Origin of the sequence: Lentzea fradiae (assembly GCF_900100955.1) — a bacterium.
GTDB lineage: Bacteria > Actinomycetota > Actinomycetes > Mycobacteriales > Pseudonocardiaceae > Lentzea > Lentzea fradiae.
This window is the reverse complement of record NZ_FNCC01000003.1, coordinates 182,876-208,032: the sequence shown is the minus strand read 5'-3', so window position 1 is coordinate 208,032 and position 25,157 is coordinate 182,876. Positions and strand designations below refer to the sequence as shown.

The 25,157-nt window shown below is 71.3% G+C and carries 17 protein-coding genes; 14 read left to right on the top strand and 3 right to left on the bottom strand.

The genetic code is table 11. The features are described 5' to 3' along the window. Nucleotides 1-8: 8 nt before the first annotated feature. Nucleotides 9-404 carry a hypothetical protein gene (locus BLT23_RS08185; RefSeq protein WP_090047202.1) on the bottom strand — a complete coding sequence of 132 codons (396 nt, stop codon included), beginning with the start codon at nt 402-404 and terminating at the stop codon, nt 9-11. An 8-nt stretch (nt 405-412) separates the two neighbouring features. After that, nucleotides 413-1,408, bottom strand: coding sequence for a DUF6745 domain-containing protein (locus tag BLT23_RS08180; protein WP_090047200.1), 996 nt, complete (start codon nt 1,406-1,408; stop codon nt 413-415). A gap of 178 nt (nt 1,409-1,586) precedes the next feature. On the opposite strand from BLT23_RS08180, the gene BLT23_RS08175 reads away from it, so the two are divergent. The 14 genes from BLT23_RS08175 (at nt 1,587) to BLT23_RS08110 (ending at nt 22,898) form a co-directional block, all read left to right on the top strand. Next, nucleotides 1,587-2,432: an LLM class flavin-dependent oxidoreductase gene (locus BLT23_RS08175; RefSeq protein ID WP_090047199.1), complete on the top strand. Its 846-nt coding sequence runs from the start codon at nt 1,587-1,589 to the stop codon at nt 2,430-2,432. Nucleotides 2,433-2,443: 11 nt separating this feature from the next. Beyond that, on the top strand, nt 2,444-3,715 hold the full coding sequence (locus tag BLT23_RS08170; protein ID WP_090047197.1) for an LLM class flavin-dependent oxidoreductase: 1,272 nt from the start codon (nt 2,444-2,446) through the stop codon (nt 3,713-3,715). 274 nt (nt 3,716-3,989) lie between these two features. Further along, nucleotides 3,990-4,799 (top strand): amino acid ABC transporter permease, encoded by an 810-nt coding sequence (locus BLT23_RS08165; protein ID WP_245743825.1) that lies wholly within the window; start codon nt 3,990-3,992, stop codon nt 4,797-4,799. Next, the gene (locus BLT23_RS08160) at nt 4,796-5,518 is read left to right on the top strand and encodes an amino acid ABC transporter ATP-binding protein (RefSeq protein ID WP_143035862.1); all 723 of its coding nucleotides are present in this window, start codon (nt 4,796-4,798) and stop codon (nt 5,516-5,518) included. The genes BLT23_RS08165 and BLT23_RS08160 overlap by 4 nt, the downstream gene beginning before the upstream one ends. Nucleotides 5,519-5,530: 12 nt before the next feature. Continuing rightward, a complete protein-coding gene (locus tag BLT23_RS08155; RefSeq protein WP_090047194.1) occupies nt 5,531-6,466 on the top strand; it encodes an ABC transporter substrate-binding protein in 936 nt (311 codons plus the stop codon). Between the two features lie 14 nt (nt 6,467-6,480). Then, nucleotides 6,481-6,936, top strand: coding sequence for a winged helix-turn-helix domain-containing protein (locus BLT23_RS08150; RefSeq protein WP_090047193.1), 456 nt, complete (start codon nt 6,481-6,483; stop codon nt 6,934-6,936). A gap of 78 nt (nt 6,937-7,014) precedes the next feature. Continuing rightward, nucleotides 7,015-7,893, top strand: coding sequence for an aminoglycoside phosphotransferase family protein (locus BLT23_RS08145; RefSeq protein ID WP_090047191.1), 879 nt, complete (start codon nt 7,015-7,017; stop codon nt 7,891-7,893). A gap of 231 nt (nt 7,894-8,124) precedes the next feature. Beyond that, the gene (locus tag BLT23_RS08140; RefSeq protein WP_245743824.1) at nt 8,125-14,589 is read left to right on the top strand and encodes a type I polyketide synthase; all 6,465 of its coding nucleotides are present in this window, start codon (nt 8,125-8,127) and stop codon (nt 14,587-14,589) included. Continuing rightward, complete coding sequence (locus tag BLT23_RS08135) at nt 14,577-18,254, top strand: type I polyketide synthase (protein WP_090047188.1); 3,678 nt, start codon at nt 14,577-14,579, stop codon at nt 18,252-18,254. The genes BLT23_RS08140 and BLT23_RS08135 overlap by 13 nt, the downstream gene beginning before the upstream one ends. Continuing rightward, on the top strand, nt 18,254-18,514 hold the full coding sequence (locus tag BLT23_RS08130) for an acyl carrier protein (protein WP_036014077.1): 261 nt from the start codon (nt 18,254-18,256) through the stop codon (nt 18,512-18,514). The genes BLT23_RS08135 and BLT23_RS08130 overlap by 1 nt, the downstream gene beginning before the upstream one ends. Then, entirely contained in the window at nt 18,507-19,274 is a 768-nt protein-coding gene (locus tag BLT23_RS08125) for an alpha/beta fold hydrolase (protein ID WP_090047186.1), read from the top strand. The genes BLT23_RS08130 and BLT23_RS08125 overlap by 8 nt, the downstream gene beginning before the upstream one ends. Beyond that, a complete protein-coding gene (locus BLT23_RS08120; RefSeq protein ID WP_090047185.1) occupies nt 19,271-20,398 on the top strand; it encodes a glycosyltransferase in 1,128 nt (375 codons plus the stop codon). The genes BLT23_RS08125 and BLT23_RS08120 overlap by 4 nt, the downstream gene beginning before the upstream one ends. Then, nucleotides 20,395-22,128, top strand: coding sequence for a methyltransferase domain-containing protein (locus BLT23_RS08115; protein ID WP_090047184.1), 1,734 nt, complete (start codon nt 20,395-20,397; stop codon nt 22,126-22,128). The genes BLT23_RS08120 and BLT23_RS08115 overlap by 4 nt, the downstream gene beginning before the upstream one ends. Then, a complete protein-coding gene (locus tag BLT23_RS08110; protein ID WP_090047182.1) occupies nt 22,125-22,898 on the top strand; it encodes a hypothetical protein in 774 nt (257 codons plus the stop codon). Before BLT23_RS08115 ends, BLT23_RS08110 begins: the two co-directional genes overlap by 4 nt. Here the strand turns inward: BLT23_RS08110 and BLT23_RS08105 are convergent. Next, nucleotides 22,876-25,116 (bottom strand): exo-beta-d-1,3/1,6-glucosidase, encoded by a 2,241-nt coding sequence (locus tag BLT23_RS08105; RefSeq protein ID WP_090047181.1) that lies wholly within the window; start codon nt 25,114-25,116, stop codon nt 22,876-22,878. The genes BLT23_RS08110 and BLT23_RS08105 overlap by 23 nt on opposite strands. Nucleotides 25,117-25,157 lie beyond the last annotated feature (41 nt).

Sequence of the window (25,157 nt, the reverse complement as noted above, 5' to 3'; positions counted from 1 at the left end):
CAACGTTCTCAGTCCGCGACCGGTCCCGTGGCGTCGAACTGCCGCCGGACGATCCACCGGCCCGGAGCGATGCCGGTGCCGCCGTGCTCGGGGTGCAGCAGGTAGACGGGGCCGGTGTTCTCGACCAGGGCCAGGTAGAACTCACCGGGCGCCCACCGGCAGGTGTGCGGGTCGGCGACGAGGACGTGCGGGTTGCGGCCGTTCGCCCCGGCGATGAGGTGCACGCCCTCGGGCGGGACCTCCCGGTTCGCGGTCTCTCCCACCGGGAGGCCGGTCATCGAGAGCGGGATGACGATCAGGTCGCCCTGGGCCTGCAGGCCGTCGACGACGGGGATGGTGGTCTGGCGCTCGAGGTGGTCGAGCGTGTCGACGCTGGTGCGGTCGACGAGTTCAGCGAGGTTCATGTGGGTTCTCAGGTGCGTCGTCGAAGTTGGGCGTACTGGGAGGCGTTCAGGCCGTAGGTCGAGGCGGCGGCGCTCAGCGGGTCGCGCACCCACCGGCTCACCGGCAGCCAGTAGCGGCGGCGGGTGCCGTCGCGCTCGGCCGAGCCGTTGACGACGGCCAGCAGGTTCACGCCTTCCCACAGGGCGTAGAGCCGCAGCTCGCAGCCCGGGTTGCCGGGGTCGGGCGCCGTGCCGAGCAACGGTGGTCCTGCCTGCTCGACGTAGCCGGCCCAGCCGAGGCGTTCGGCCGCGCACAGCTTCACGTCGCTCCGGCGTTCGGTCATGATCCGGACCAGGTCCGGTTCCTCGACCACCCACCGCGGCACGGGCCTGCCGTGCCAGAGATGGGCGTGGCTGCCGTCGGCGAACGTGATCGCCGGGCCGTTGTCGTTGTGGGGCAACGAGTTCTCGTCCACGTGCAGCTCGACCGGCCGTTCGGCCAGCACGCACACGTCCTCGCGTGGCCACCACCAGCCGGTCGAACGCCCGAGCGTCGCCCAGGCGCCGGCCAGCGGGTCACGGGGCGCGCGCAGCTCCGCGAGCCAGTCCGCGTCGTGCTGACCGGCCCAGCCGATGCCCGGCGAGGCGGGCATCGTGGAGTTGATCGCGGGAACGAGGCCGTCGCGGATGACGCGGTGCAGCGTGGTGCGCGGTGGGTCGCCCTTCCAGTCACCCCGCCGCGGCGGATGCCGCAACCGGGACAGCAGCGCCGCGATCTGCGCCCCGACGGTCTGCCACGACCGGTCGATGCGCGTGACCTTGCTGGTGGGCAACACCTTCGTGGCCGCCAGCGGGGAGTCCACCCAGACGAACCGCGGTGGTGGCCTGCCGGTGGCGGCGTAGAGCCGCGCGACGGCGTTCTCGGCCGCGGGACGGTCTGCGGGTGCGGTGCTCAGCGCATGGCCCAGCCATTCTTCGCGGAGCAGTTCGGGAGAGCGGGCCTCGAGCCCGCCCGGTGCGCTCACAGCGCGAGGGCGTTACCGCCCCTTCGAGTCGACATGCCCAAGATCGTGACACCGGTCGGCCGCGGTGCGCAAGCGCGAAAATATTCCCGTCCCGCCGGTCTTTCCCACCCAGTGGCCGCCCCAGCGGAGGGCACCGCCGCGCGCACAGAATGCGAGAAAACCGAAGAGAGGGGGACCGGTGGGCACACGACTGCACCTCGCCGTCGCGCTCCAGGCGACCGGCGACGACGCGTTCGGCGCGAGGCACTGGGCCGGGCTCGTGCGCGAGGCCGAGGACGCCAAGCTCGACTTCGTGACGTTCGACGACGCTCTCGACGGCCGTCCGGGGCTCGACGCCGTGCTCACGGCGGCCAGGATCGCGCCGCTCACCTCGCGGATCGGGCTGGTGCCGACGGCGGTGGTCACGCACACCGAGCCGTTCCACCTGTCCAAGGCCATCGCGACGCTCGACCACGTGAGCAAGGGCCGTGCGGGCGTCCAGCTGGCGGTCGCGCCGGAACCCGCTGTGGCACGGCACTTCGGCCGCCGCGACGACCTCACCGGCCTGTGGGACGAGGCGGCCGACTACGCCGAGGTGCTGCGCGGGCTGTGGGACAGCTGGGAGGACGACGCCGAGATCCGCGACGTCGCCACCGGCCGGTTCATCGACCGCGAGAAGCTGCACTACATCGACTTCGAGGGCCGCTGGTTCTCCGTGCGCGGCCCGTCGATCACACCACGCCCGCCGCAGGGACATCCGCCGATCGCGGCCGTGGAACCGGTGGGGGACATCGTGTTCTCCGACGAACTGTCGGAGTCCGACAAGCTCGTGTTCCGAGACGTCGAAGCCACGACGCCGATCGACCAGCTGGTGGCCTGGCACGCCGAGGGGTTCGCGGGCTTCCGCCTGCACGGCGACCTCACGCACGTCACCCGCGAGGTCGTGCCCGAGCTCCGGCGGCGCGGCCTGTTCCGCGCCGAGTACGAGCACACGACCCTGCGCGGCCACCTCGGTCTCACCCGTCCTGCCAACCAGTTCGCCTGAAGGAGCGCGAGATGACCAAGCAGATCCACCTCGCCGCGCACTTCCCCGGCGTGAACAACACGACCGTGTGGAGCGATCCCCAGGCGGGCAGCCACATCGACTTCGAGTCGTTCGTCCACTTGGCACAGACCGCCGAGCGCGCGAAGTTCGACTTCTTCTTCCTCGCCGAGGGACTGCGGCTGCGCGAGCAGGGCGGCAAGATCTACGACCTCGACGTCGTCGGCAGGCCCGACACGTTCACCGTCCTCGCCGCGCTCGCCGCGGTCACCGACCGGCTCGGGCTCGCCGGCACGATCAACTCGACGTTCAACGAGCCGTACGAGGTGGCCAGGCAGTTCGCCTCGCTCGACCACCTGTCCGACGGACGTGCCGCGTGGAACGTCGTCACGTCGTGGGACGCGTTCACCGGGGAGAACTTCCGCCGCGGCGGGTTCCTCAAGCAGGAGGACCGCTACACGCGCGCCGAGTCGTTCCTGCGCACGGCCTGGAAGCTCTTCGACACCGGCGTCGGCCCGTTCGAGCACAAGGACCAGCACTTCGACATCAGCGGAACCTTCGGGGTTCCGCATTCCCCTCAGGGCCGTCCTGTGATCCTCCAGGCCGGTGACTCCGAGGAGGGCAGGGAGTTCGCCGCCGCCACCGCCGACGCGATCTTCTCCCGCCACGGCACCCTGGAGGCGGGACAGAAGTTCTACCGCGACGTCAAGGACAGGCTCCCGAAGTACGGCCGCACGTCCGACCAGCTGGTGGTGCTGCCCGCCGCCACGTTCGTCCTCGGCGACACGGACGCGGACGCCCAGGAGAAGGCGGCGGTGGTGCGGCGGCAGCAGGTCAGCGGCGCGACCGCGATCCGGTTCCTGGAGCAGGTGTGGAACCGCGACCTCAGCGCGTACGACCCGGACGGACCGCTGCCGGACGTGGAGCCGGTGGCGGGGGAGAACACCATCGCGAAGGGCCGCGCGAGCGTCCGGATGTTCAAGGACCCGGCGGAGACCGTGCGGGAGTGGCGGGAGCGGGCCGCCGCGAAGAACCTCTCGATCCGCGACCTCGTGATCGACGTCAGCGCCCGGCAGACGTTCATCGGCTCGGCGGACACCGTCGCGACGCAGATCAACGACCTCGTGCAGGCCGACGCTGCGGACGGCTTCATCCTCGTCCCGCACGTGACGCCCGGCGGGCTGGACGAGTTCGCGGACACCGTCGTGCCGTTGTTGCAGGAACGGGGAGTGTTCCGGGAGGACTACACGGGTACGACGCTAAGGGAGCATCTCGGACTCCGATAGTTGTTCACCACGTGGACGTCCTTGCCCCGCCGATTCGCCGGTCTTTAACGTGAACGTCGTCGAGTGAACGCTCTGTTGGAGGAGCGCAGGGAAAGGGGGACGGGATGACCGGCTTCGCAACGGCCATCCCGTTCTCCTGTCGCCGCGACGACTGCGCGAGCTGACTCCGCTCGCTCGCTTCACGTTCCCGCCGCAGCAAGGACTCCTCATGGCCTCTCCAGGCACCCTCACGCTGGTGTCCACAAAGGATGAAGATCCGGCATCCTTACCCGTCGTGCCGGCACGGCACCCGTGGCGCTGGGTCGGCGTCGCGTTCGTGCTGGTGCTGGTCGCGCAGTTCGTCCACGGCCTCGTCACCAACCCCGCATGGGACTGGCCGACGTTCGCCCGCTACTTCACCGCGCAGTCGATCCTCACCGCCGTCGGCACGACCGTCCTGCTGACCGTGCTCGGCACCGCGCTCGGGTTCGCCCTCGGCGTCGTGGTGGCGGTGCTGCGGATGTCGCGCAGCCCGTTCCTGCGGGCCGTGGGCTGGACCTACATCTGGGCGTTCCGGTCGATCCCGCTGATCGTGCAGCTGTTGTTCTGGTTCAACATCTCCTACCTCTACCAGCGGCTGAGCCTCGGCGTCCCGTTCGGGCCGGAGCTCGTGAGCTTCGAGACCATCGAGCTGATCAGCCCGATGGGCGCCGCCGTCCTCGGCCTCGCGCTGCACCAGGCCGCCTACGCGGCGGAGATCGTGCGGTCCGGCGTCGTCTCGGTCGACCGGGGACAGCTGGAGGCCGCCGCGGCGCTCGGCATCCCGCGGCTGCGGCAGTTCCGCAGGATCGTGCTGCCGCAGGCGATGCGGTCGATCCTGCCCAACGCCGCCAACGAGGTGATCAGCCTCTTCAAGGGCACGTCCGTGGTGTCCGTGATGGCGATCGGTGAGCTGTTCTACCAGGTGCAGGTGATCTACGGACGCAACGCGCGGGTCGTGGCGCTGCTCATGGTGGCGACCGTCTGGTACATCGTCCTGACCACCCTGCTCTCGATCGGCCAGCACTACGTCGAGCGCCACTTCGCGCGAGGAGACCGCCGGTGATCGAGATTTTGGGCGTGCACAAGAGCTTCGGCTCGCTGGAGGTGCTGCGCGGGGTGTCGCTGGAGGTCGCGGCCGGCGAGGTCGTCGTGGTGCTCGGGCCGTCCGGGTCGGGCAAGTCGACCCTGCTGCGGACGATCAACCACCTGGAGAAGGTCGACCGCGGGTTCATCACCATCGACGGCAGGCTGATCGGCTACCGCAAACGCGGCGGGAAGCTGCACGAGCTGAAAGAACGCGAGATCCTCAAGCAGCGCAAGGACATCGGGTTCGTCTTCCAGAACTTCAACCTGTTCCCGCACCTGACCGCGCTGGAGAACGTGGCGGAGGCGGCGGACCTGGCGTCCGCGCGGCAGTTCCTCGACCGCGTCGGCCTGGGCGACCGGGCGGGGTCGTACCCGCGGCAGCTCTCCGGCGGCCAGCAGCAGCGCGTCGCCATCGCCAGGGCCCTCGCCACCCAGCCGAAGGTCGTCCTGTTCGACGAACCGACGTCCGCCCTGGACCCGGAGCTGGTCGGCGAGGTGCTGGACGTGCTGCGCGACCTCGCGCGGTCCGGCACCACGATGGTCGTCGTCACGCACGAGATCGGCTTCGCCCGCGAGGTGGCCGACCGGATCGTGTTCATGGACCAGGGCGTGATCGTCGAACAGGGCACACCGGCCGAGGTGCTCGACAACCCGGCCCACGACCGCACCCGCGCGTTCCTGTCCAAAGTTCTCTAGAAGGAGTCTGTTGTGCGCAAAACGCTTCTGGCCGCGCTGACCCTGGTTCTCGCCGCCTGTGGAACCGCGGGTGGTGAACCGGAGACCAGCGGTGGCGCGAACCTGAACGTCAACCTGTCGCCGGACCAGAACCGCGTGACCGCGGCGAAGGACGACCAGATCGCCGCGAAGGTCCCGGAGAAGTTCAGAGCCAAGGGCGAGCTCGTCATCGGCGGTTCCGCGGGCACAGCACCACCGCTGCGCTTCTACGCCACCGACGACAAGACCGTGATCGGCGTCGAGACCGACATAGCCACCCTGGTCGCCGACGTGCTCGGCCTCAAGCCGAGGCTGGAGGTGACGTCGTGGGAGAACCTCTTCGTCGGCCTCGACAGCGGCGCCTACGACCTCGGCCTGTCCAACATCACCGTCACCGAGGCGCGCAAGGAGAAGTACGACTTCGCCACCTACCGCCTGGACACGCTGGCGTTCGAGGCGAAGAAGGGCGGCACCTGGCGGGTGAAGAGCCCGGAGGACGTCGCGGGCAAGGTGATCGCGGTCGGCTCCGGCACCAACCAGGAGAAGATCCTGGTGGACTGGAACGAGCGCAACGTCGCCGCCGGGCTGCCCGCCACCGACATCAAGTACTACCAGAACTCCTCCGACTACTACCTCGCCCTGCAGTCCGGGCGCATCGACGCCTACCTGGGCCCGAACCCCGTGTCCGCCTACCACGCGGCGACGTCCGGCCAGACCGAGGTGATCGGCAGCTTCTCCGGCGGCGCGACCGTCCAGGGCAAGATCGCCGCGACCACCAAGAAGGGCAGCGGGCTCGTCGGCCCGGTCCAGGAGGCGCTCAACCAGCTCATCGCCAACGGCAAGTACGCCGAGGTGCTGAAGCGCTGGGGTCTGTCCGACGAGGCGGTGCCCACGTCGGAGATCAACCCCCAGGGCCTGCCGAAGACCTGACGAGGAGACCGACGATGCGGTTCAGCATCACCATCGACACCGAGGACGAGGCGGTCGCGCTGAGACTCCTCGCCGCCATGAAGGACGCGGGCCTCGTCCAGCCCGCGGCCGAGCCGGTGCCCGCCGACGCGGAGGTGAGAGTCCTGCCACACCTCCGGCAGGTCCTGCTCCGCGGCGAGCCCGTCGAGACGACCAGACTGGAGTTCGAGCTGCTGCTGCACCTGTGCGCCCACCCGGACCGCGTGCACCGCCGCCGCGAGCTGCTGTCGTCGGTGTGGGGCATCGAGGACGACTACAGCGGTGCGCGCACGGTCGACGTGCACGTGCGGCGGTTGAGGCAGAAGCTCGGGACCGCGGCGGACGTGATCCAGACCGTGCGCGGGGTGGGATACCTGGTGGCGTCCAGCGGGCGCGTGCGGGTGGAAGGACCGGAGAACGTGGTGCGGCTGGCGGACCGCCGCGCCGGGTGAGTTTGTCCGAAAACGAGTTGCCAGCCCAGCGGGTCCGGTGTTGCATGCGGGAGAACCGGACCCGCTGGGAGCACCTGGATGCACAAGGACGAGACGCCGACCGATCCGTCTCTTGTGGACGGTCTGATCCGCGCGCAGTTCCCGTGCTGGCAAGGGCTTCCGATCACCCAGGTCCGGCACGGTGGCACCGACCACGCCATCTACCGTCTCGGTGACGAACTGGCCGTGCGGCTGCCTCGCATCGAGCGGGCGCAGCACCAGGCCGAGAAGGACTTCATCACCCTGCCGAAACTCGCGCCGCACCTGCCGCTCGCGGTGCCGGAGCCCTTGGAGCTGGGCGATCCGACGGAGAACTACCCCTTCCGCTGGTCGGTGGTGTGCTGGCTGCCGGGCGAGATCGCCCCGGTCGAGGACACCGACGCGGACACACCGGTGAGGCTCGCCGGCCTCGTCCGGGCGCTGCACGCGGTCGAGACCGATGGACGGCCCTGGACGACCTACCGCGGGAGGCTCGACCACTCCGACAGCGATGAGGGCGTCCGGGCCGGTATCGCGGAGGTCGGCGGCGACGAGCGGTTGTTCGCGCTGTGGCGGGAAGTGCTCGACGCGCCGCACTGGGACGGGCCCGCGCGGTGGCTGCACGCCGATCTGCACCAGGGCAACCTGTTGTTCACGAACGGCGCGTTGACCGGGGTGATCGACTGGGGTGCGGCGGGAGTGGGTGATCCCGCCGCGGATCTCATGACCGCGTGGATCTTCCTGGACGAACGCGGGAGAGCGCGGTTCCGGCGTGAGCTGGAGGAGTTCGACGACGCGACGTGGGTCCGGGCACGGGGGTGGGCGCTGGAGATGGCGGTGGCCGCGCTGCCGTACTACCGCGACACGAACCCGTTCCTCGCGGGCATCGCGCGCCGCACCATCGAACAGTTGCTGGCCGACGTCCGCCCGCTGCCATAGCACAGGGCGCCATCCGCGAACCGGCGTAATACCCCCGTCCATTTGGGGCCATTCGTCAGGTTACGTAGATGAGAAAGTTTCAACACCCCTCTCGACGGACCCTCCGATCTGTGCGTACGGTGACCAAGCACTAACCGTACCGGCCAGTAGGAACCAGAGCTGAATTCCTTTCTCCCCACCCCTGCAGGGTGAGGAAGTGAGCGCAGTGACATGCCGTCGGATCGTGAACGGGTGCTGTGTCTGAGCCCCTTCGGCACCCCCAACCCGGCCCTCGTCGTCGCGGCCGAGAGAGCGGGCGCACTCGGTGTGCTCGACCTCGGGCCCGGCGCCACCGCCGATCTTGCCCGCGTCACCGCGCGGCACCCCGGCTCGTTCGGGGTGCGGGTGCGCGGACCCGTGACGGGAGCACTCCCGGACGCCGTCGACACGGTCGTCGCCGACCTCACCGAGTACCGGCCAAGCCCCGCTGAGCTGGGCGAACGTCGTCTGCTCGCGATCGTCACCTCGACGGCGGAGGCCGTGGAGGCGATCGAGCGCGGTGCCGCCGGGGTGATCGCGAAGGGCGCCGAGTCGGGTGGCAGAGCGGGTGTGTCGCCCGCGTTCGTGCTGCTCCAGCAGGTGCTCGCGCTGACCGATCTGCCGGTCTGGGTGGCCGGGTCCATCGGGCCCGACACGGCGGCGGCCGCCATCGCCGGCGGGGCCCGCGGGGTGGTGCTGGAAGGACAGCTCGCGCTCGTCGCCGAAGTGCGAAAACACATTTCACGTGAATTTGTCAACGCCATCCGCCTGATGGACGGCGCGGACACCGTTGTCAGCGGCGGCGTTCGTGTGCATGTTCGGCACAACGCGCTGGAAATAGGCCAGGAAGGTGCCTTGGCCGATTTCAACAGTACGTCGTTCGGCACTGTCGGTGGTGTCGTCGGCGCCATTGAGCGTGGTATTCGGCACAATCTCACCCTGGCGGGTGAGCACGGTCCGATCCGGATCGGCGGGCCGTTCTGCGAGCGTGTTCCCGGTTTGCGCTACCCGATCGCGCAAGGCCCGATGACGCGCGTCAGCGACCAGCCCGCGTTCGCCGCGGCGGTCGCCGAGGGCGGTGCGTTGCCGTTCCTCGCGCTCGCGCTGATGGAGGGCGACGCGGTCCGCGCGGTGCTGGAGGAGACCTCCGCGAAGCTCGGTGACCGGCCCTGGGGCGTCGGCCTGCTCGGCTTCGCGCCACCCGAGCTGCGGGCGCGGCAGATGGAAGCCGTGCTGGCGGTGAAGCCGGGGTACGCGATCGTCGCCGGAGGCACGCCGACGCAGGCACGGGAGCTGGAGGACGCGGGCATCGAGGCGTTCCTGCACGTCCCGTCGCCCGCCCTGCTGCGCCGGTTCCTCGATGAGGGCGCGCGCAAGTTCGTCTTCGAGGGCTCCGAGTGCGGCGGCCACACCGGGCCGCGCACCAGCTTCACCCTCTGGCAGCAGCAGATCGACGTCCTGCGCGGACGCGAGAAGGACGTCGCGGTCCTGTTCGCCGGGGGCGTTCACGACGCCCGCTCGGCCGCCATGATCTCGGCGATGACCGCGCCGATCGCCGCCGCGGGCGCCGCCGTCGGCGTGCTCGTCGGCACGGCCTACCTGTTCACCGAGGAAGCCGTGACGCACGGCGCGATCCAGCCGGTGTTCCAGCAGGTCGCGCTGGAGTGCGAGGACACCGCGCTGCTGGAGACCTCGCCCGGCCACGCCGTCCGGTGCGCCCAGACGTCCTATGTGGACACCTTCGAGCAGGCCCGCGCCGAGCTGGCCGGGTTGCCGAAGCAGGAGAGCTGGGAACGGCTCGAACAGCTCAACCTCGGCCGGCTCCGGCTGGCCAGCCGCGGGCTCGTGCGCGGGGAGGGCGGCCTGGTCGAGGTCGGCGAGGACGAACAGCGCCGCGAGGGCATGTTCATGATCGGGCAGGTCGCGACCCTGCGGTCCGAACGGACCACGATCGCCCGCTTGCACGAGGACATCGTCTCCGGCGTGCTGCCGGGGACCGAGGAGACCGGCGAAGAAGCCAAGCCGCTCGACGTCGCGATCGTCGGCATGGCGGCGATCATGCCCGGCGCGCACGACGTGGCCGAGTTCTGGGCGAACGTGCTGTCCGGCACCGACTCCATCACCGAGGTCCCGCCGGACCGCTGGTCGCCCGAACGCCACGGCAGCCCGTACCGGTGGGGCGGGTTCCTCCCGCGCACGGAGTTCGACCCGTTCGCCTACGGCATCCCGCCCGCGTCGCTGACCTCGATCGAACCCGCGCAGCTGCTGGCACTGGAGGTGTCCGCGCGGGCGTTGAAGGACGCCGGGTACGCGACGCGGGTGTTCGACCGCGAACGCACGTCGGTGATCTTCGGTGCCGAGGCCGGTGCCGACCTCGCGAACGCCTACACGGTGCGGACCGCGTTGCCCGCGCTGGGGATTCGCGGCCTCGACGACCACCTGCCGAAGCTGACCGAGGACTCGTTCCCCGGCGTGCTCGGCAACGTGATCGCGGGCAGGGTCGCCAACCGGCTCGACCTCGGTGGCACGAACTACACGGTCGACGCCGCCTGTGCGTCCAGCCTCGCCGCCCTCGACGTGGCGTGCAAGGAACTCGTCGGCGGCACCAGCGACATGGTCCTGTGCGGCGCCGTCGACCTGCACAACAGCGCCCACGACTACGAGATGTTCGCGTCGGTGAAGGCGTTGTCGGCCAAGGGCCGCTGCGCCACGTTCGACTCGGCGGCGGACGGCATCGCGCTCGGCGAGGGCGTGGCGTGCGTCGTGCTGAAGCGGCTGGAGGACGCCGAACGCGACGGCGACCGGGTCTACGCGGTGATCAAGGGCATCGGCGCGTCCAGCGACGGCCGGGCGAAGGGTCTCACCGCGCCACGGCCGGAAGGCCAGCAACGGGCGCTGCGGCGGGCTTACGCCGCGGCGGGACTGCCCGTCACCGACGTGGGCATGGTGGAGGCGCACGGCACCGGGACCGTGGTGGGCGACCGGACAGAGCTCGCGTCGCTCACCGAGATGTTCTCCGGAGTCGAACCCGGCACGTGCACGATCGGCTCGGTCAAGTCGCAGATCGGCCACACGAAGTGCGCGGCGGGCCTGGCGGGCGTGATCAAGGCGGCACTGGCCGTCCACACCGGTGTCCGGCCCGGCACGCTGCACGTCACGCGGCCCAACGAGTTCTGGGACGCGCAGACCAGCCCGTTCACGTTCGGCCACCGCACGTGGACGAGCAAGAGGCGCGTCGCGGGCGTCAGCGCGTTCGGGTTCGGCGGCACGAACTTCCACACCGTGATCGCGGGCTACACCGGTGCCGACGAACCACGGCACGGCCTCACCGTGTGGCCCGCGGAGCTGTTCGTGATCCGCGGCGAGGACCAGGCCGCCGCACAACGGGAGGCGGCACGGCTCGCGGCACTGGCCGACGACCGCGTTCCGCTGCGGTCGCTCGCGGCGGCGTGCGGTGACGGTCCCGTGCGGGCGGCGTTCGTGGTCAGCTCGCACGAGAGCCTCCGGCAGGCGCTCGCGGACGTGGAGGCGTGGCGTGCGTCGGACGTCGTCCGGCTGCGCGGGGGAGAACGGCCGAAGGTCGCGTTCCTCCACCCCGGCCAGGGCAGCCAGCGTCCCGGCATGCTGCTCGACCTCGCCACCGCCTTCCCGTGGCTGCAGAACTTCGTGGATCCGCGGTACGAGCGGGTCATGTACCCGCCGGCCGCGCTGACCGCCGAGGACGTGGCACGGCAGCGCGCCGAGATCACCGACACCCGCAACGCCCAGCCGGCGCTCGGCATCGCCGGGCTGATGGTCACCGCACTGCTCGAGTCCGTTGGCGTGCGGCCGGATCTGGCCGGTGGGCACAGCTACGGCGAGCTCGTCGCGTTGTCGGCGGCGGGTATTCTCGGGCCCGCGGAGCTGCTGGAGCTGAGCGCCGCCCGTGCCGAGGCGATGCTCGACGCCGTGGGCGAGGACCCCGGCACGATGGCGGCCGTCACCGCACCGGTGGAGGCGGTCGAGGCGGTGCTGCCGCCCGAGGTCGTGGTGGCCAACCACAACGCGCCGGACCAGGTCGTGGTCTCCGGCCCGACCGAGGCCGTGCGCCACGCCGTCGAGGTGCTGCGCGAGGCCGGGTTGCCGGTCAAGGACATCCCCGTCGCCGCCGCGTTCCACAGCCCGCTGATGGCGGGCGCCCGCGACCGGTTCGCGGCCAGGCTGGCGGAGGTCCCGTTCGGCGAGGCGGCTTTCCCGGTGTGGTCGAACGTGTCGGCCGCGCCGCACACCGATGTCCGCGACGGCCTGTCCGCGCAGCTCGCGGGACGCGTCCGGTTCGTGGAGCAGATCGAGTCGATGTACGCGGCGGGCGCGCGGATCTTCGTCGAGGCGGGACCCGGCGGCGTGCTGACGTCGCTGGTGCGCAAGACGCTCGGCGACCGGCCGCACCAGGCGTTGCGCTGCGACGACCACGTGACGTTCCTGCGCACGCTCGCGGAGCTGGCGGTCGCGGGCGTCGAGGTGGACACGGCACCGCTGTTCGAGGACAGGGCCGAACCGGCCACGGCCGTGCCGCAACGGCCGTCCTGGTACGTGGATGGAGGTCTGGTGCGGGACGCGAACGGTGAAGCACTGCCCGGTGGGCTCCGGCCCGCGACCGAGCTCCCGACCCTGCGCCTCGGCGCCGGGCTGGGGCGTGACGAGATCGTGGAGAAGTTCCTGGACGGGATGCGGGACGCGGTGAGCGCCCAGCGCGACGTCCTGCTGAGCTACCTCGGCACCGCGCCGGCCGCACCACCCGCGGCCCCGGTGATCGAGCACGCCGCTCCCGTCGTGGTCGCCCAGCCCGCCGAGCCGAAGCAGCGCGAGGACGTCGGAACGGTCGTGCTGCGGACGATCAGCGCTCGCACGGGGTATCCGGTGGAGATGCTGCAACCGGGTCTGGACCTGGAGGCGGACCTGTCGATCGACTCGATCAAGCGGACCGAGATCGTCGGTGAGCTGGTCGCGGAGCTGGGTGCCGCGGGCTCGGTGGACGAGCTGGCCCAGCTGAAGACGATCGAGGGCATCGTCGGCTGGTTCGGCAGTGCCGCTCCGGTCGCCGCCGGGCCGGTCAAGGACGTGCGCGCGGTCGTGCTGCGGACCATCAGCACTCGCACGGGGTATCCGGTGGAGATGCTGCAACCGGGTCTGGACCTGGAGGCGGACCTGTCGATCGACTCGATCAAGCGCGCCGAGATCGTCGGCGAGCTGGTCGCGGAGCTGGGGGCGGCCGGTTCGGTCGACGACCTGGCGCAGCTGAGGACGATCGAGGCGATCGTGGGCTGGTTCGGGGAGAAGCCGGAAGCCCCGGCGGCGGGCAGGCTCGTGCGGCTCGTGCCGCGGGCCGTTCCCGCCGAGCCCGCCGCGCCCGTCGACCTGACCGGCAAGACCGTCCTGGTGATCGACGACAACGGCATCGGCCTCGAACTGGCCGACCTGCTCGAACGACACAGCGCGAGTCCGCGCGTCGAACCGTCCTTTCCGGACGACCTGACCGGCGTGGACGTCGTGGTGCGGCTGGGAGCACGGCTGCCGCAGGCGTTCAGCGAGGTGAAGGCGTGCGTCACGAACGGCGTGCACCTCGTCGTGGTCACCACGGGCGGTGGCACGTTCGGCTTCGACCACACGCCCGACGAGCTGCCCGCGGACATCGGCCTGCACGGACTGGTCCGCACGGCCGCGCTGGAGCACCCGGACCTCGTGGTGCGGGCGGTCGACGTCAACACCAAGGAGAGCCATCGCGACATCGCGACCGCGCTGGTCGCCGAGATCGGCCACGGTCCAGCCGTCGTCGGCTACCAGGCGGGCAAACGCCAGGTCATCGAAGCGGTGCCGGCCGATCTCGAAGCCGGGGAGCTGCCGCTCGACGCCGACAGCGTCGTGCTGCTGACCGGTGGCGCCCGCGGCATCACGGCCCTCGCGGCCACGGCGCTCGCCGAACGGACCGGTTGCCACGTCGAGCTGATCGGCCGCACCCCTGTCGCGGCCGAGGACCACCGGCTCGCGCACGCCACCACCGAGCCCGAACTGGTGAAGGCGCTGTTCGAGCTGGGGGAGAAGGAGAACGTCCCGGCGAAGGCGCGCAAGGTCCTGGCCGAGCGCGAGGTGCGCCAGACCCTGGAACGCCTGCACGCCACGGCGTCGAGCGTCCGCTACCACGAGTGCGACGTCACCGACGCCGACGCCGTCGGCCGGGTGGTCGGCGACATCCAGGCGCGGTTCGGCCGTCTCGACGGTGTGATCCACGGCGCGGGCGTGCTGGACGACAAGCTGATCGAGGCCAAGACCCAGGAGTCGTTCGAGCGGGTGTGGGCGACGAAGGTCAACGGCGCCAAGGCGTTCGGGGCTCCGGCGTTCAGCGACGGTTTCCTGGTGCTGTTCGGCAGTGTCAGCGGCGTCTTCGGCAACCGCGGCCAGGCCGACTACTCCGCCGCCAACGACGCGCTCGACCGGCTGGCCCGGTTCTGGGGCGCGCAACGCCGGGTCGTCGCCGTCGACTGGGGTCCCTGGGCGGGCGCGGGCATGGCCGTCGGGCTGGCCGACGAGTACGCACGCCGTGGCATCCCGCTGATCGAGCCGAGCCAGGGCGTGGACGCGCTGCTGAACGAGATCGCCGCCGGTGAGGACGTGCAGGTGGTCTACCGATGGGAGGCGTAGCGATCGTCGGGATCGGCGCCGTCTTCCCCGGTGCCCCCGACGCGGCGGCCTTCTGGCGCAACATCGCCGGGGGAGTCGACGCCATCGGGCAGATCCCGCCCGGCCGGTGGGACCCGGCGACCTACTACGACCAGGGCAGCACGAGCGGCGACCGGTTCTACTGCCGCCGCGGCGGGTTCGTCGACGACCTCGCGGAGTTCGACCCGACCAGGTTCGGCATCATGCCGTCCACAGTGGACGGCGCGGAGCCCGACCAGCTGCTCGCGCTCGCCACGGCCGCCGAGGCCATCGCGGACGCGGGCGGCGAGGCGGTCCTGCCGTCCAGGGACCGCGTCGGTGTGGTCGTCGGACGCGGTGGCTACCTGACGCCCGGTTGCGCACGGCTCGACCAACGCGTGCGGCTCGCCGACGAGGTCGTCTCGGTGGTGCGCGACCTGTTCCCGAACCTCGCCGGCGCCGAGCTGGCCGGGGTGCGGCAGGCCATCAGGGACCGGCTCGGGCCGGAGCAGCCGGAGGCGTCGATCGGGCTCGTGCCGAACCTGGCCGCGTCCCGCATCGCCAACCGGTTCGACCTGCGCGGCACCGCGTACACGGTCGACGCGGCCTGTGCGTCCGGCCTCGTCGCCGTCGAGCACGCCGTCCGCGAGCTCCAGGAGGGCCGTGCGGACGCCATGCTCGCCGGGGCGGTGCACGTGTGTCACCACCCGACGCTGTGGAGCGTGTTCACGCAGCTGCGGGCGTTGAGCCCGAGCGAGCGCATCCGGCCGTTCGACGCGGAAGCGGACGGCACGCTGCTGTCCGAGGGCGTCGGCATGGTCGTGCTGAAGCGCCTCGAAGACGTCGGCGACGAACGCGTCTACGCGGTGATCCGAGGCATCGGCACCGCGAGCGACGGCCGCGCGACGAGCATGATGACACCCAACCCCGAGGGCCAGCTCCTTGCCGTGCAACGGGCTTGGGAGAGCGCCGGACTCGACCCGCGCACCGAGGGTCCGGCGTTGATCGAGGCGCACGGCACCGCCACGCCCGCCGGTGACGCCGCCGAGCTGGACACGATGATCAACGCGTTCGGCGCGGACGGCGACGAGATCGGCATCGGCACGGTCAAGTCGATGATCGGCCACGCCATGCCCGCCGCCGGGATGGCCGGGCTGATCAAGGCCGCGCTCGCGTTGCACCACAACACCCTGCCGCCCACGCTGCACGTCGACAGCCCGCACAGCGCGTTGCGAGGCACCAGGTTCACGCCGGTCACGACCGCCCGTGAGTGGACCGGCCCGCACCGCGCCGTCGTGAACGCCTTCGGGTTCGGCGGGATCAACGCCCACGCCGTGCTCGACGGCCACACGATCGCCAAGCCGCGCAAGCCCGTCCTGACGTTCGCCGCCGACACCGCCGAGGAACTGGCGGCGGCGCTGAAGGAACGCCGGACGTCCAGCGCCGACCGCGCGTTCCGGCTCGCCATCGGCAACCCGGACGACCGCAAGCTCAAGCTCGCCGAACGCGTGCTGGCGCAGGGCAAGGCGTGGCCGGGGCGGCACGACATCTGGTTCTCGCCCGAGCCGCTGCTGAGCAGCACGGACCAGGTCGCGTTCCTGTTCCCCGGTTTCGAGCGCGAGTTCACCGGCGAGGTAGTCGACCACGCCGTGACATTGCTCCAGGACGGCCGCCGCGAGGCCCGCGAGCTGATGGCGTCCGGCATCACGCCCGGTGCGCTCGCCGGGCACAGCATGGGCGAGTGGACCGCGATGGTCGTCGGCGGCATCTACCCGACGATCGACGAGTTCGTGGCCGCGCTCGGCCCGGGAGCCGTCGCCGTCGTCGACATCGCCTACGCCGCACTGGGGTGCTCGGCCGAGACCGCCGAACAGCACCTCGTCGACGGCGTCACGGTCAGCCACGACAACTGCCCGCACCAGTCGGTGATCTGCGGCCCGCTCGACCGCCTCGAAGAGGTGCTGGTGTCGCTGAAGGCCGCCGGGGTCATGGCGCAGCTCATGCCGTTCCGCACCGGCTTCCACACCCCGGCGCTCGCCCCGTTCCTGGGCAGGGCCAGGGAGATGCTCGACCAGCTGCCGGTGCGCACCCCGGACGTCCCGGTGTGGTCGGCCAACTCCCTCGAGCCGATGGCGGCCGGCGAGGTCCGCGACCTGGTGCTGCGCCACCTGGTCGAGCCCGTGCGGTTCCGGCCGTTGCTGGAACGCCTGCACCGCGAGGGGTTCCGCGCGTTCGTCCAGATCGGGCAAGGCAGCCTGCCGGGGTTCGTCGGCGACACGCTGTCCGACCGGCCGCACGTGGCGGTGAGCTCGGACATCGCGCCGGAGGCGTTGTGGGCCTTCGGGCTCAAGCGCGGCACCGCCCACCGGGTGAAGCTGCGCCTCGGCACACCGAAGATCACGGTCGACCCGATCGGCGCCGTGCCCGTGGCCGAGGTGGCGGACGACAACCCGATGTCGGCAGCGGTCACCAAGCTGCTGGCGCACACCAACGCCGTGGCGCGTGAGGTCGTGGGCGCCTTGCAGCCCAAGGCACGCACGACCGAGTCCGCCACCACCCGCGAGTTCTCGCTGCGGACCATGCCGGAGCTGGTCGACCACTCGGTCTTCCCGCAGCCGCCGGGCTGGCCGGACCTGGAGGACGGCTTTCCGATCGTCCCGGCGACCGGTCTGCTGGAGGTCTTCGCCGACGCCGCCTGCGCGCTGACCGGCGGCACGGTGCACGGCTTCGCGCAGGTCAGGGCCAAGCGCTGGCTCACAGCCCTGCCCGCCACCACCGCACGGGTCACCGCTCGCGCGGACGGGGACCGCGTCGTCGTGAAGGTCGGCGACTTCGCCGAGGGCGTCGTGCTGATGGCACCGCAGGCACCGCGGCGGGTCGGCAAGGAGCTGGAGAACGTCCGCGAGGCTCCTGTGTCCGCGGCGGAGCTGTACACGGACAACTGGATGTTCCACGGACCGGCGTTCGCGGGCGTCACGGACATCGGATGCCTGGCGGACAACGGGATCGCCGGTGTGCTGACGCCACTGCCCGCACCGGGAGCGTTGCTCGACAGCGCGGGCCAGTTGATCGGCCACTGGATGCAGGTCAGCCGCACGGAGGACCAGACGGTCCTGCCCACCGGCATCGAGCAGGTGACCTTCCACGGACCGGTGCCGTCCGGTGACGTCCACTGCACCGCGTGGATCAGGGAGATCACGGCTCAGACGATGGTCGCCGACGCCGAGCTGACCGTGGACGGCGAGCTGTGGTGCCGGATCACCGGCTGGGCCACCCGGCGGTTCACCACCGACGACCGGATCTGGCAGGTGAAGCTCAGGCCGGGCACCGAGCTGCTGTCCGTTCAGGACGGTGAGTGGCTGCGCGTCCGGGAGAACTGGTCGGACAGCGCCACCCGTGACCTGATCATGCGCCGGTACCTGAACTCCGCCGAGCGCAGGCACTACGGCGGACTCGCCGTGCCCGCCCAGCGGGAGTGGCTGCTGCGCGTCATCGCGGCGAAGGACGCCGTGCGCGCGTGGCTGTGGAACAGGGGAGCCGGGCCCGTCTACCCGGTGGAGCTGACCGTGGCGCCGGACGGGAAGGTGCGCGGCGCCTTCGCCGTGCCACAGGTCGAGGTCGTGTCGGAACAAGGCGGAGCCGCAGCCCGCGTGCGAACGGAGAGCTGATGGACGAGGTGCTGCAGCAGGTGGCCAAGCTGATCACCGAGGTGGTCGGGCCGGACTTCCTGCTGGGCGTGGAGATCACCCGCGACACCACGTTCAGCGACGACCTGGGGCTGGAGTCGATCGAGTTCGTCGCGTTGGCGGACAAGCTCAACGCGCACTACGGCGTCGACCTCGTGGCGTTCCTGGCGGACATGGACATCGACGAGATCATGGCGATGTCCGTGGGCCGGCTGGTCGACCACATCACGGCCCGTGTCTGACGTGCACGCCCGAGGGCTGCGGTTCCACGTGCAGCGGCTCGGGCCCGAGGACGCGCCGACCGTGGTGTTCGTGCACGGCCTGGTGATGGACAACCTGTCGAGCTTCTACTACACGCTCGCCGCGCCGCTGGCCCAGGCCGGGTTCGGCACCGTGCTGTTCGACCTGCGCGGGCACGGCCTGTCCGAACGGCCGCCGTCCGGGTACACGCCGGAGGAGAGCGCGCTGGACCTGGTCGCGGTGCTGGACGAGATCGGCGTGACCGAGCCGGTGTACCTGCTGGGCAACAGCTACGGCGGTGTCGTCGCGATGCACGCCGCCGTGCAGGCGCCCGAACGGGTCGGCGGTGTCGTGCTCGTCGAGTCGGCGGTGGGCGGGCTCGTCGGCGACGCGTGGTTCGAGGACATCACCAACACCCTCACGGTCGCGGCACTGGGCCTGGAGTTCGACCGCACCCAGGACCAGCTGCTGGCACTGGGACAGCGCAAGATCGCCAAGCTCGCGGTGAACGCGAACGCGTTGCTCAACGGCACCACGCTGATCGACGACCTCGGTTCGGGCGCGAAGATCGACCTGACGCAGGTCCGCTGCCCGGTGCTCGGCGTGTACGGCAGCGAGTCCGAGCTGATCGGCGCGGCGCAAGAGCTGCGGGAGCGCATCCCGTCGTGCCGGTTGCACGTCGTCGACGGGCTTGGGCACACGGTCCTGCGCGAGGCCACGGCCGAGCTGCTCGACGTGCTCTTCGACTGGTTGCCGTCATGAGCCGGTTCCTGTTCGTGGTGCCGCCGCTGACCGGCCACGTCAACCCGACCGCGTCCGTCGGCGGCGAGCTGCTGGCGCGCGGGCACGACGTCGCGTGGGTCGGCCACCCCGGCACGCTCACGCCGCTCCTGCCGGACGGCGCCGTGATCTTCCCGGCGATCGACGACCGGCTGGAGGCCGAGATCCGGGAGAAGCGGGAGCGCTGGCTGTCGTTGCGCGGCATGGCGGTGCTCAAGTTCTTCTGGGAGGAGTTCCTCATCCCGCTCGGGCACGCGATGGTGCCGGGGGTGACGGACGCGGTGCGGGTGTTCGCGCCGGACGTGGTGGTGGCCGACCAGCAGGCGCTGGCCGGACCGGTGGTGGCGCGCTCGGCCGGGCTGCCGTGGGTCACGTCCGCGAGCACGTCCGCCGAGCTGGTCAACCCGCTCGCGACGATGCCGAAGGTCGACGCCTGGGTGCGCGGCCTGCTGCACGGCTTCGCGGGCGGCGACGTCCGGTTCTCCGACCGGCTGGTGCTGCTCTACAGCTCGAAGGCGCTGGTGGGGCGGGAGTTCGGCGAGGAGGTCGCGTTCGTCGGCCCCGCGCTGAGCCACCGGGTCGAACGGGTGGCGTTCCCGTGGGAGCGGCTCACCGGCCGGCGCCGGGTGCTCGTCTCGCTGGGCACGCTGAACGGCCCGGCGGGGGAGCGGTTCTTCGGACAGGTGCTGGAGGCGGTCGCGGACCTCGACCTCCAGGTGATCGTGGTGGCCCCGGAACGACCGGCGCCGGACAACGTGCTGATGCTGCCGTCGGTGCCGCAGCTCGCGCTGATGCCGCACCTCGACGCGGTCGTCACGCACGGCGGCCACAACACGGTCTGCGAGGCGCTCGCGCACGGCCTCCCGCTGGTCGTGGCACCGATCCGCGACGACCAGCCGACGGTCGCGGGACAGGTGGTGGCGGCGGGCGCCGGGGTGCGGCTGACGTACTCGCGGGCCAAGGCGGCGGACATCCGCAGCGCGGTCCTGTCCGTGCTGGACGAACCGGAGTACGCGGCCGCCGCGGGTGTGGTGCGGGACTCGTTCTTGGCGGCGGGCGGCGCGGCAGCCGCGGCCGACCGACTGGAGAAGGTGGTGGCCGGGTGATTCTCACCGTTCTGGTGGTGCTCGTCGTCCTGCTCGACGTCGCGCGCCTGCGTTCCCGCGCGGCCAAGCTGCGCGTGCTCGCCCCTGGCGTGAGCGAGCACAAGCTCCTCGCGGCCACGGGCGTCCGCACCGACGGTTCCTGGGAGACCGACGCCGACCTGGTCGACCTCGTTCCCCGCGACCTGCCGGTGGTCGCCGCCCTCGACCTGCTCGGCGCGGTCGACCCCGGCAAGTACACGGGCGACACGTGGGCACGCGGCGTCAGCGCTTCGCAGGCCGTGCTGGTGCGTGATGAGTACGCGGAGGACGTCGACACCGACGACCCGACCGAGATCGTCGCGTTCGTCCGGCGGGTCAAGGACCACGTGAAGGCGAAGGTCGAGATCGCGGTCGCTCCGGGGCTCCAGGCCGGGCCGTACGACGTCGAGTACCGCGCGGCGACGTTGCGGCAGCTGGGGAAGCGGCCGTCGCTGTGGATCGCGGGCTCGGTCATCGGGTTCGCCGCCGTCGTGGGCGCTCTGGTCACCGACTGGCGCTGGGGCCTCGTCGCGCTCGCCGTCTACACGGCTCACCCGTTCCTCGTGTTCGCCGGAACGCCGCTGCGGCCACGGGACCTGTGGGTGCCGCGGTTCGTGCGCACGCCGTACCTGTGGTTCAAGACGGCCGGTGGCAAGAAGTCCTCCGCCGAACTGCGCCAGGCCGAGCACCTGGAGAACGCCTCGCCCTGGTACGAGGAGAACCGCGACCGGAACTTCCACGAGGCACGCCGCGAGACCTGTCCGTCGTGCGGCAGCAAGGACCTCCGGCTCTGGGTGACCGCGCACGACCTGGTGCAGCGCAAGCCCGGCACGTTCACGATGGACCGGTGTGTCCGATGTGGACACGTGTGGCAGAACCCCAGGCTGTCCGAGGAAGGACTGGGCTTCTACTACCGCGACTTCTACGACGGTCTCGGCGCGACCTCTGCGGAGGCGGTGTTCTCCGGCAAGAACGGCCCGTACTACGACCGTGCCCGGATGGTCGAGCCGTTCACGAAACCCGAGCGGTGGCTCGATGTCGGCTCCGGGCACGCGCACTTCTGCCTGGGCGCCAAGGAGGTGCTGCCGGACACCGCGTTCGACGGGCTCGACCAGGGCGCGTCCATCGACGACGCGGCCAGGCTGGGCCGGATCGAGCGGTCCTACCGGGGCAGCTTCAAGGACTTCGCGGGTGAGCTCAAGGGCCGCTACGACGTGATCAGCATGCACCACTACCTGGAGCACGTGCGCGATCCGTGGGAGGAGCTCGACATCGCCGCGGACGTCCTGCCCGGCGGCGGCTACCTGCTGATCGAGCTGCCCGACCCGGAGTGGCGGCTCGGCAGGCTCTTCGGCCAGTACTGGATGCCGTGGTTCCAGCCGCAGCACCAGCACATGATGCCGATCGCCAACCTCCAGCACGCGCTGGCCGACCGCGGCCTCGTCACGGTGGCCACCGAACGCGCGGAAGCGCACCTGTGCAACGACTTCACGCTCGCGCTGCTGTTGTTCCTCGGCAACCTCGCGCCCCGCACGCCCGCGCCGTGGCGGCCGGAACGCGTCCGGCTGCGCCGCACCCGCAGCTTCCTGGTGTGGGCGCTCGGCATCCCGGCGTTCTTCGTCGCGCTGGGGCTCGACCAGACGGTGAACCGGTTCATGGCGAAGCGCACCGGCAACGGCAACGCCTACCGGCTGCTGGCGCGCAAGGCATGACCGACATCGCGGACCGCCCGGAGATCGCGCCGGAGCTGAGGCTGGTGCCGCACGCGTTCCGGCGCACGTTCGGCAGGCCCGCCGAGGGGGTCTGGTACGCGCCCGGCGTGCTGAACCTGCTCGGCGGCGCGGTCAAGGTGCCCGCCAAGTGGGGCGCGATCGTCGCGGGTGACCGCCGCGACGACGGACGGCTGGAGCTGGTGTCGGTGAACCGGCCGACCGAACGGGCGCTGCTGCCGTCGGACGACGTCCCGGCGTGGGCTTCCGGGGTGGACGCGACGGGCGGAGCGGCGTTGATGTGCAGCGTCGACCTGCCGCGCGGAAGTGGCCTGTCCGCTTCGGAGGCCCTGCGGACGGCGGTGGCGCTGGCGCTGGCCGACCTCGCGGGCGAGCGGATCGACGAGCTCGCCGCCGAAGCGCTCGACCTGCCCGGTCAGCGGCTGCTCGTGGTCGACACCCGCGTCCGCCGGCCCGAGCCGCAGCCGGAACGGCCGTACACCCCGGGCTCCGGTGACCTCGGGGCGGAACTGACGGCCTACCACCGGGCGCAGAACCCCGACCCGGAGCAGGACGCCGTCGTACGGGCCGCGCTGGCCGCCGGGGCACGAGGTGCGTCCATGCTCGTGGACCCGCCGGGCAGGCCCGCCGTCGCTCTCGTCGACGCGGACCTGGTCCCGGCGGTGCGCAAGGCCGTCACGAAGGCGGTGGAGATCCCTCCCCGCTACCTCACGATCGTGCCCGGTCCCTTCAAGCCAGCGGCTTTACGGTGAACTCGGCCCGGCGCAGGTCCTTCGAGCTCGGTCCGGCGAGCAGGAGGAACTCGCCGGGCTCGACCACCCGGTTCCCGGCGGCGTCGACGATTGTGCAGTCGGCGACGGGCAGCTCCAGGTCGACCTTCACGGTCTCACCCGGCTGCACGTCGACCTGCTTGAACGTCTTCAGCTCCTTGTCGGCCCAGCTGACCGACGTGACGGAGTCGCTGACGTAGACCTGCACGGTCTCGCGTGACGGCCGGGAACCCGTGTTGGTGAGCTCCAGCGACGCCTTGACGGTCTCGTCCGGACGCAGCACGGGCGTCTCCACGTGCAGCTCGCCGTACTCGACGGTGGTGTACGACAGGCCCTCGCCGAACACGAACGCGGGCTCCTGCGTCAGGTCGGCGTAGCGCGTGCCGTGCTGGCCGCGGATCTGGTTGTAGTACGTCGGCTGCTGGCCCGCGTGCGCCGCGAACGAGATCGGCAGCCTGCCGCTCGGCTCGACGAGACCGTGCAGCACCTCCGCGATGGCCCGGCCGCCCTGCATGCCGGGGTTCGCCACCCACAGCAGCGCGGCGGCGTTCAGCGCGGACGGCGGCAGCACCAGCGGCTTCGACGCGAGCAGCACCACGACCAGCGGCTTGCCGGTCGCCGCGAGCGCGTCGAGCAGCGCGATCTGGCCGCCGATCAGCTCGAGCGTGGCGGTGGAGCGGCCCTCGCCGACCAGCTCGATCCGGTCGCCGACCACGGCCACCACGTAGTCCGCGTCCTGCGCGGCGGCGACGGCCTCGGCGATCAGCTCCTGGTCCGGCTCGCACGGCCGCACGACCGGCGGGCGCGGCTGGCCGTCCGGGAACGTGTCGCCCTCGGGGTCCGGCTCCAGCGTCAGGATGTCCGCGCCGCGGGCGTAGGTGACCTCACCGGACGACAGCTCGCGCAGGCCGTCCAGCACCGTCGTGATCATCTCGCGCGGGTGGCCGGTGGGCAGCCAGTCGGCCTGGCCGGACGAGCCCGCCCAGTCGCCGAGCTGCGTCTGCGCGTCGTCGGCCAGCGGGCCCACGACGGCGATCTTCGCCTTGGCCCGCGCGAACGGCAGCACGCCGTCGTTGCGCAGCAGCACCAGCGACCGGCGTGCCACCCGGAGGTTCAGCGCCGCGTGGTCCTCGTGGTTGATCATCACGCGCTGGCGCTCGGCGTCGGGCCTGCGCGGGTTCTCGAAGAGACCCAGGTCGAACTTGAGCGTGAGGATGCGGGTGACGGCGCGGTCGAGGTCCGACTCGGCCAGCAGCCCGTCCTCGACGGCTTGGAGCGCGCCCTCGAAGAACTGCGGGGTAGTCATGATCATGTCGTTGCCGGCCTTCACGGCCGCCGCGGCGGCGTGCGCGTAGTCGGGCTGGAGCTTCTGCTCCCAGACCATGCGGCCGACGTTGTCCCAGTCGGTGATGAGGGTGCCCTGGTAGCCCCACTCACCGCGCAGCACCTCGTCCAGCAGCCACGAGTTCACGGTGATCGGCACGCCGTCGGTGGACTGGTAGCCGAGCATGAAAGTCGCGCAGCCTTCGCGGGCGACCCGCTCGAACGGCGGCAGGAACCACGACCGCAGCTTGCGCCGCGACAGGTCGGCCTCGCTCGCGTCCCGGCCGCCCTGGGTCTCCGAGTAACCCGCGAAGTGCTTGGCGGTGGCGAGGATGGCCGTCTCGTCGGTGAGGCCGTCGCCCTGGTAGCCGCGCACCATCGCCGACGCCAGCTCGCCGATCAGCACCGGGTCCTCGCCGAACGTCTCGTCCACGCGGCCCCAGCGCAGGTCCCGCGCGATGCACAGGACCGGCGAGAACGTCCAGTGCACGCCCGTCGCGGACGCCTCGACCGCCGTCACCCGCGCGGCCTGCTCGACCAGGTCCGGGTCCCACGTCGCGGCCATGCCGAGCTGGGTCGGGAAGATCGTCGCGCCCTCGAAGAACGAGTGACCGTGGATGCAGTCCTCGGCGATCAGCAACGGGATGCGCAGGCGTGTCCGCGTCGTCAGGTCCTGCGCGCGCAGCACCCGTTCCGGCGAGGTGTGCAGGATCGAGCCGACGTGCTTGCGCAGCACGTGGTCGTCCAGGTCCTCCCGCGAGTCCAGCTGCATCATCTGCCCGACCTTCTCGGCCGGTGTCATGCGGGCCAGGAGGTCGGCGACCCGCTCCGCGGTGGGCAGCGTGGCGTCGAGGTAGGGCGCTTCGTCGCGATCCATGTGGTCTCCGAGAGGGCTCGTGCGGCGGCAGCGTCTATGGG

Excerpts from the sequence above, each read along its gene's own strand:
- BLT23_RS08105 (WP_090047181.1), bottom strand. The coding sequence starts at position 25,116 with ATGGATCGCGACGAAGCGCCCTACCTCGACGCCACGCTGCCCACCGCG.
- BLT23_RS08185 (WP_090047202.1), bottom strand. The coding sequence starts at position 404 with ATGAACCTCGCTGAACTCGTCGACCGCACCAGCGTCGACACGCTCGAC.
- BLT23_RS08110 (WP_090047182.1), top strand. The coding sequence starts at position 22,125 with ATGACCGACATCGCGGACCGCCCGGAGATCGCGCCGGAGCTGAGGCTG.
- BLT23_RS08130 (WP_036014077.1), top strand. The coding sequence starts at position 18,254 with ATGGACGAGGTGCTGCAGCAGGTGGCCAAGCTGATCACCGAGGTGGTC.
- BLT23_RS08120 (WP_090047185.1), top strand. The coding sequence starts at position 19,271 with ATGAGCCGGTTCCTGTTCGTGGTGCCGCCGCTGACCGGCCACGTCAAC.
- BLT23_RS08150 (WP_090047193.1), top strand. The coding sequence starts at position 6,481 with ATGCGGTTCAGCATCACCATCGACACCGAGGACGAGGCGGTCGCGCTG.
- BLT23_RS08135 (WP_090047188.1), top strand. The coding sequence starts at position 14,577 with ATGGGAGGCGTAGCGATCGTCGGGATCGGCGCCGTCTTCCCCGGTGCC.
- BLT23_RS08170 (WP_090047197.1), top strand. The coding sequence starts at position 2,444 with ATGACCAAGCAGATCCACCTCGCCGCGCACTTCCCCGGCGTGAACAAC.
- BLT23_RS08145 (WP_090047191.1), top strand. The coding sequence starts at position 7,015 with ATGCACAAGGACGAGACGCCGACCGATCCGTCTCTTGTGGACGGTCTG.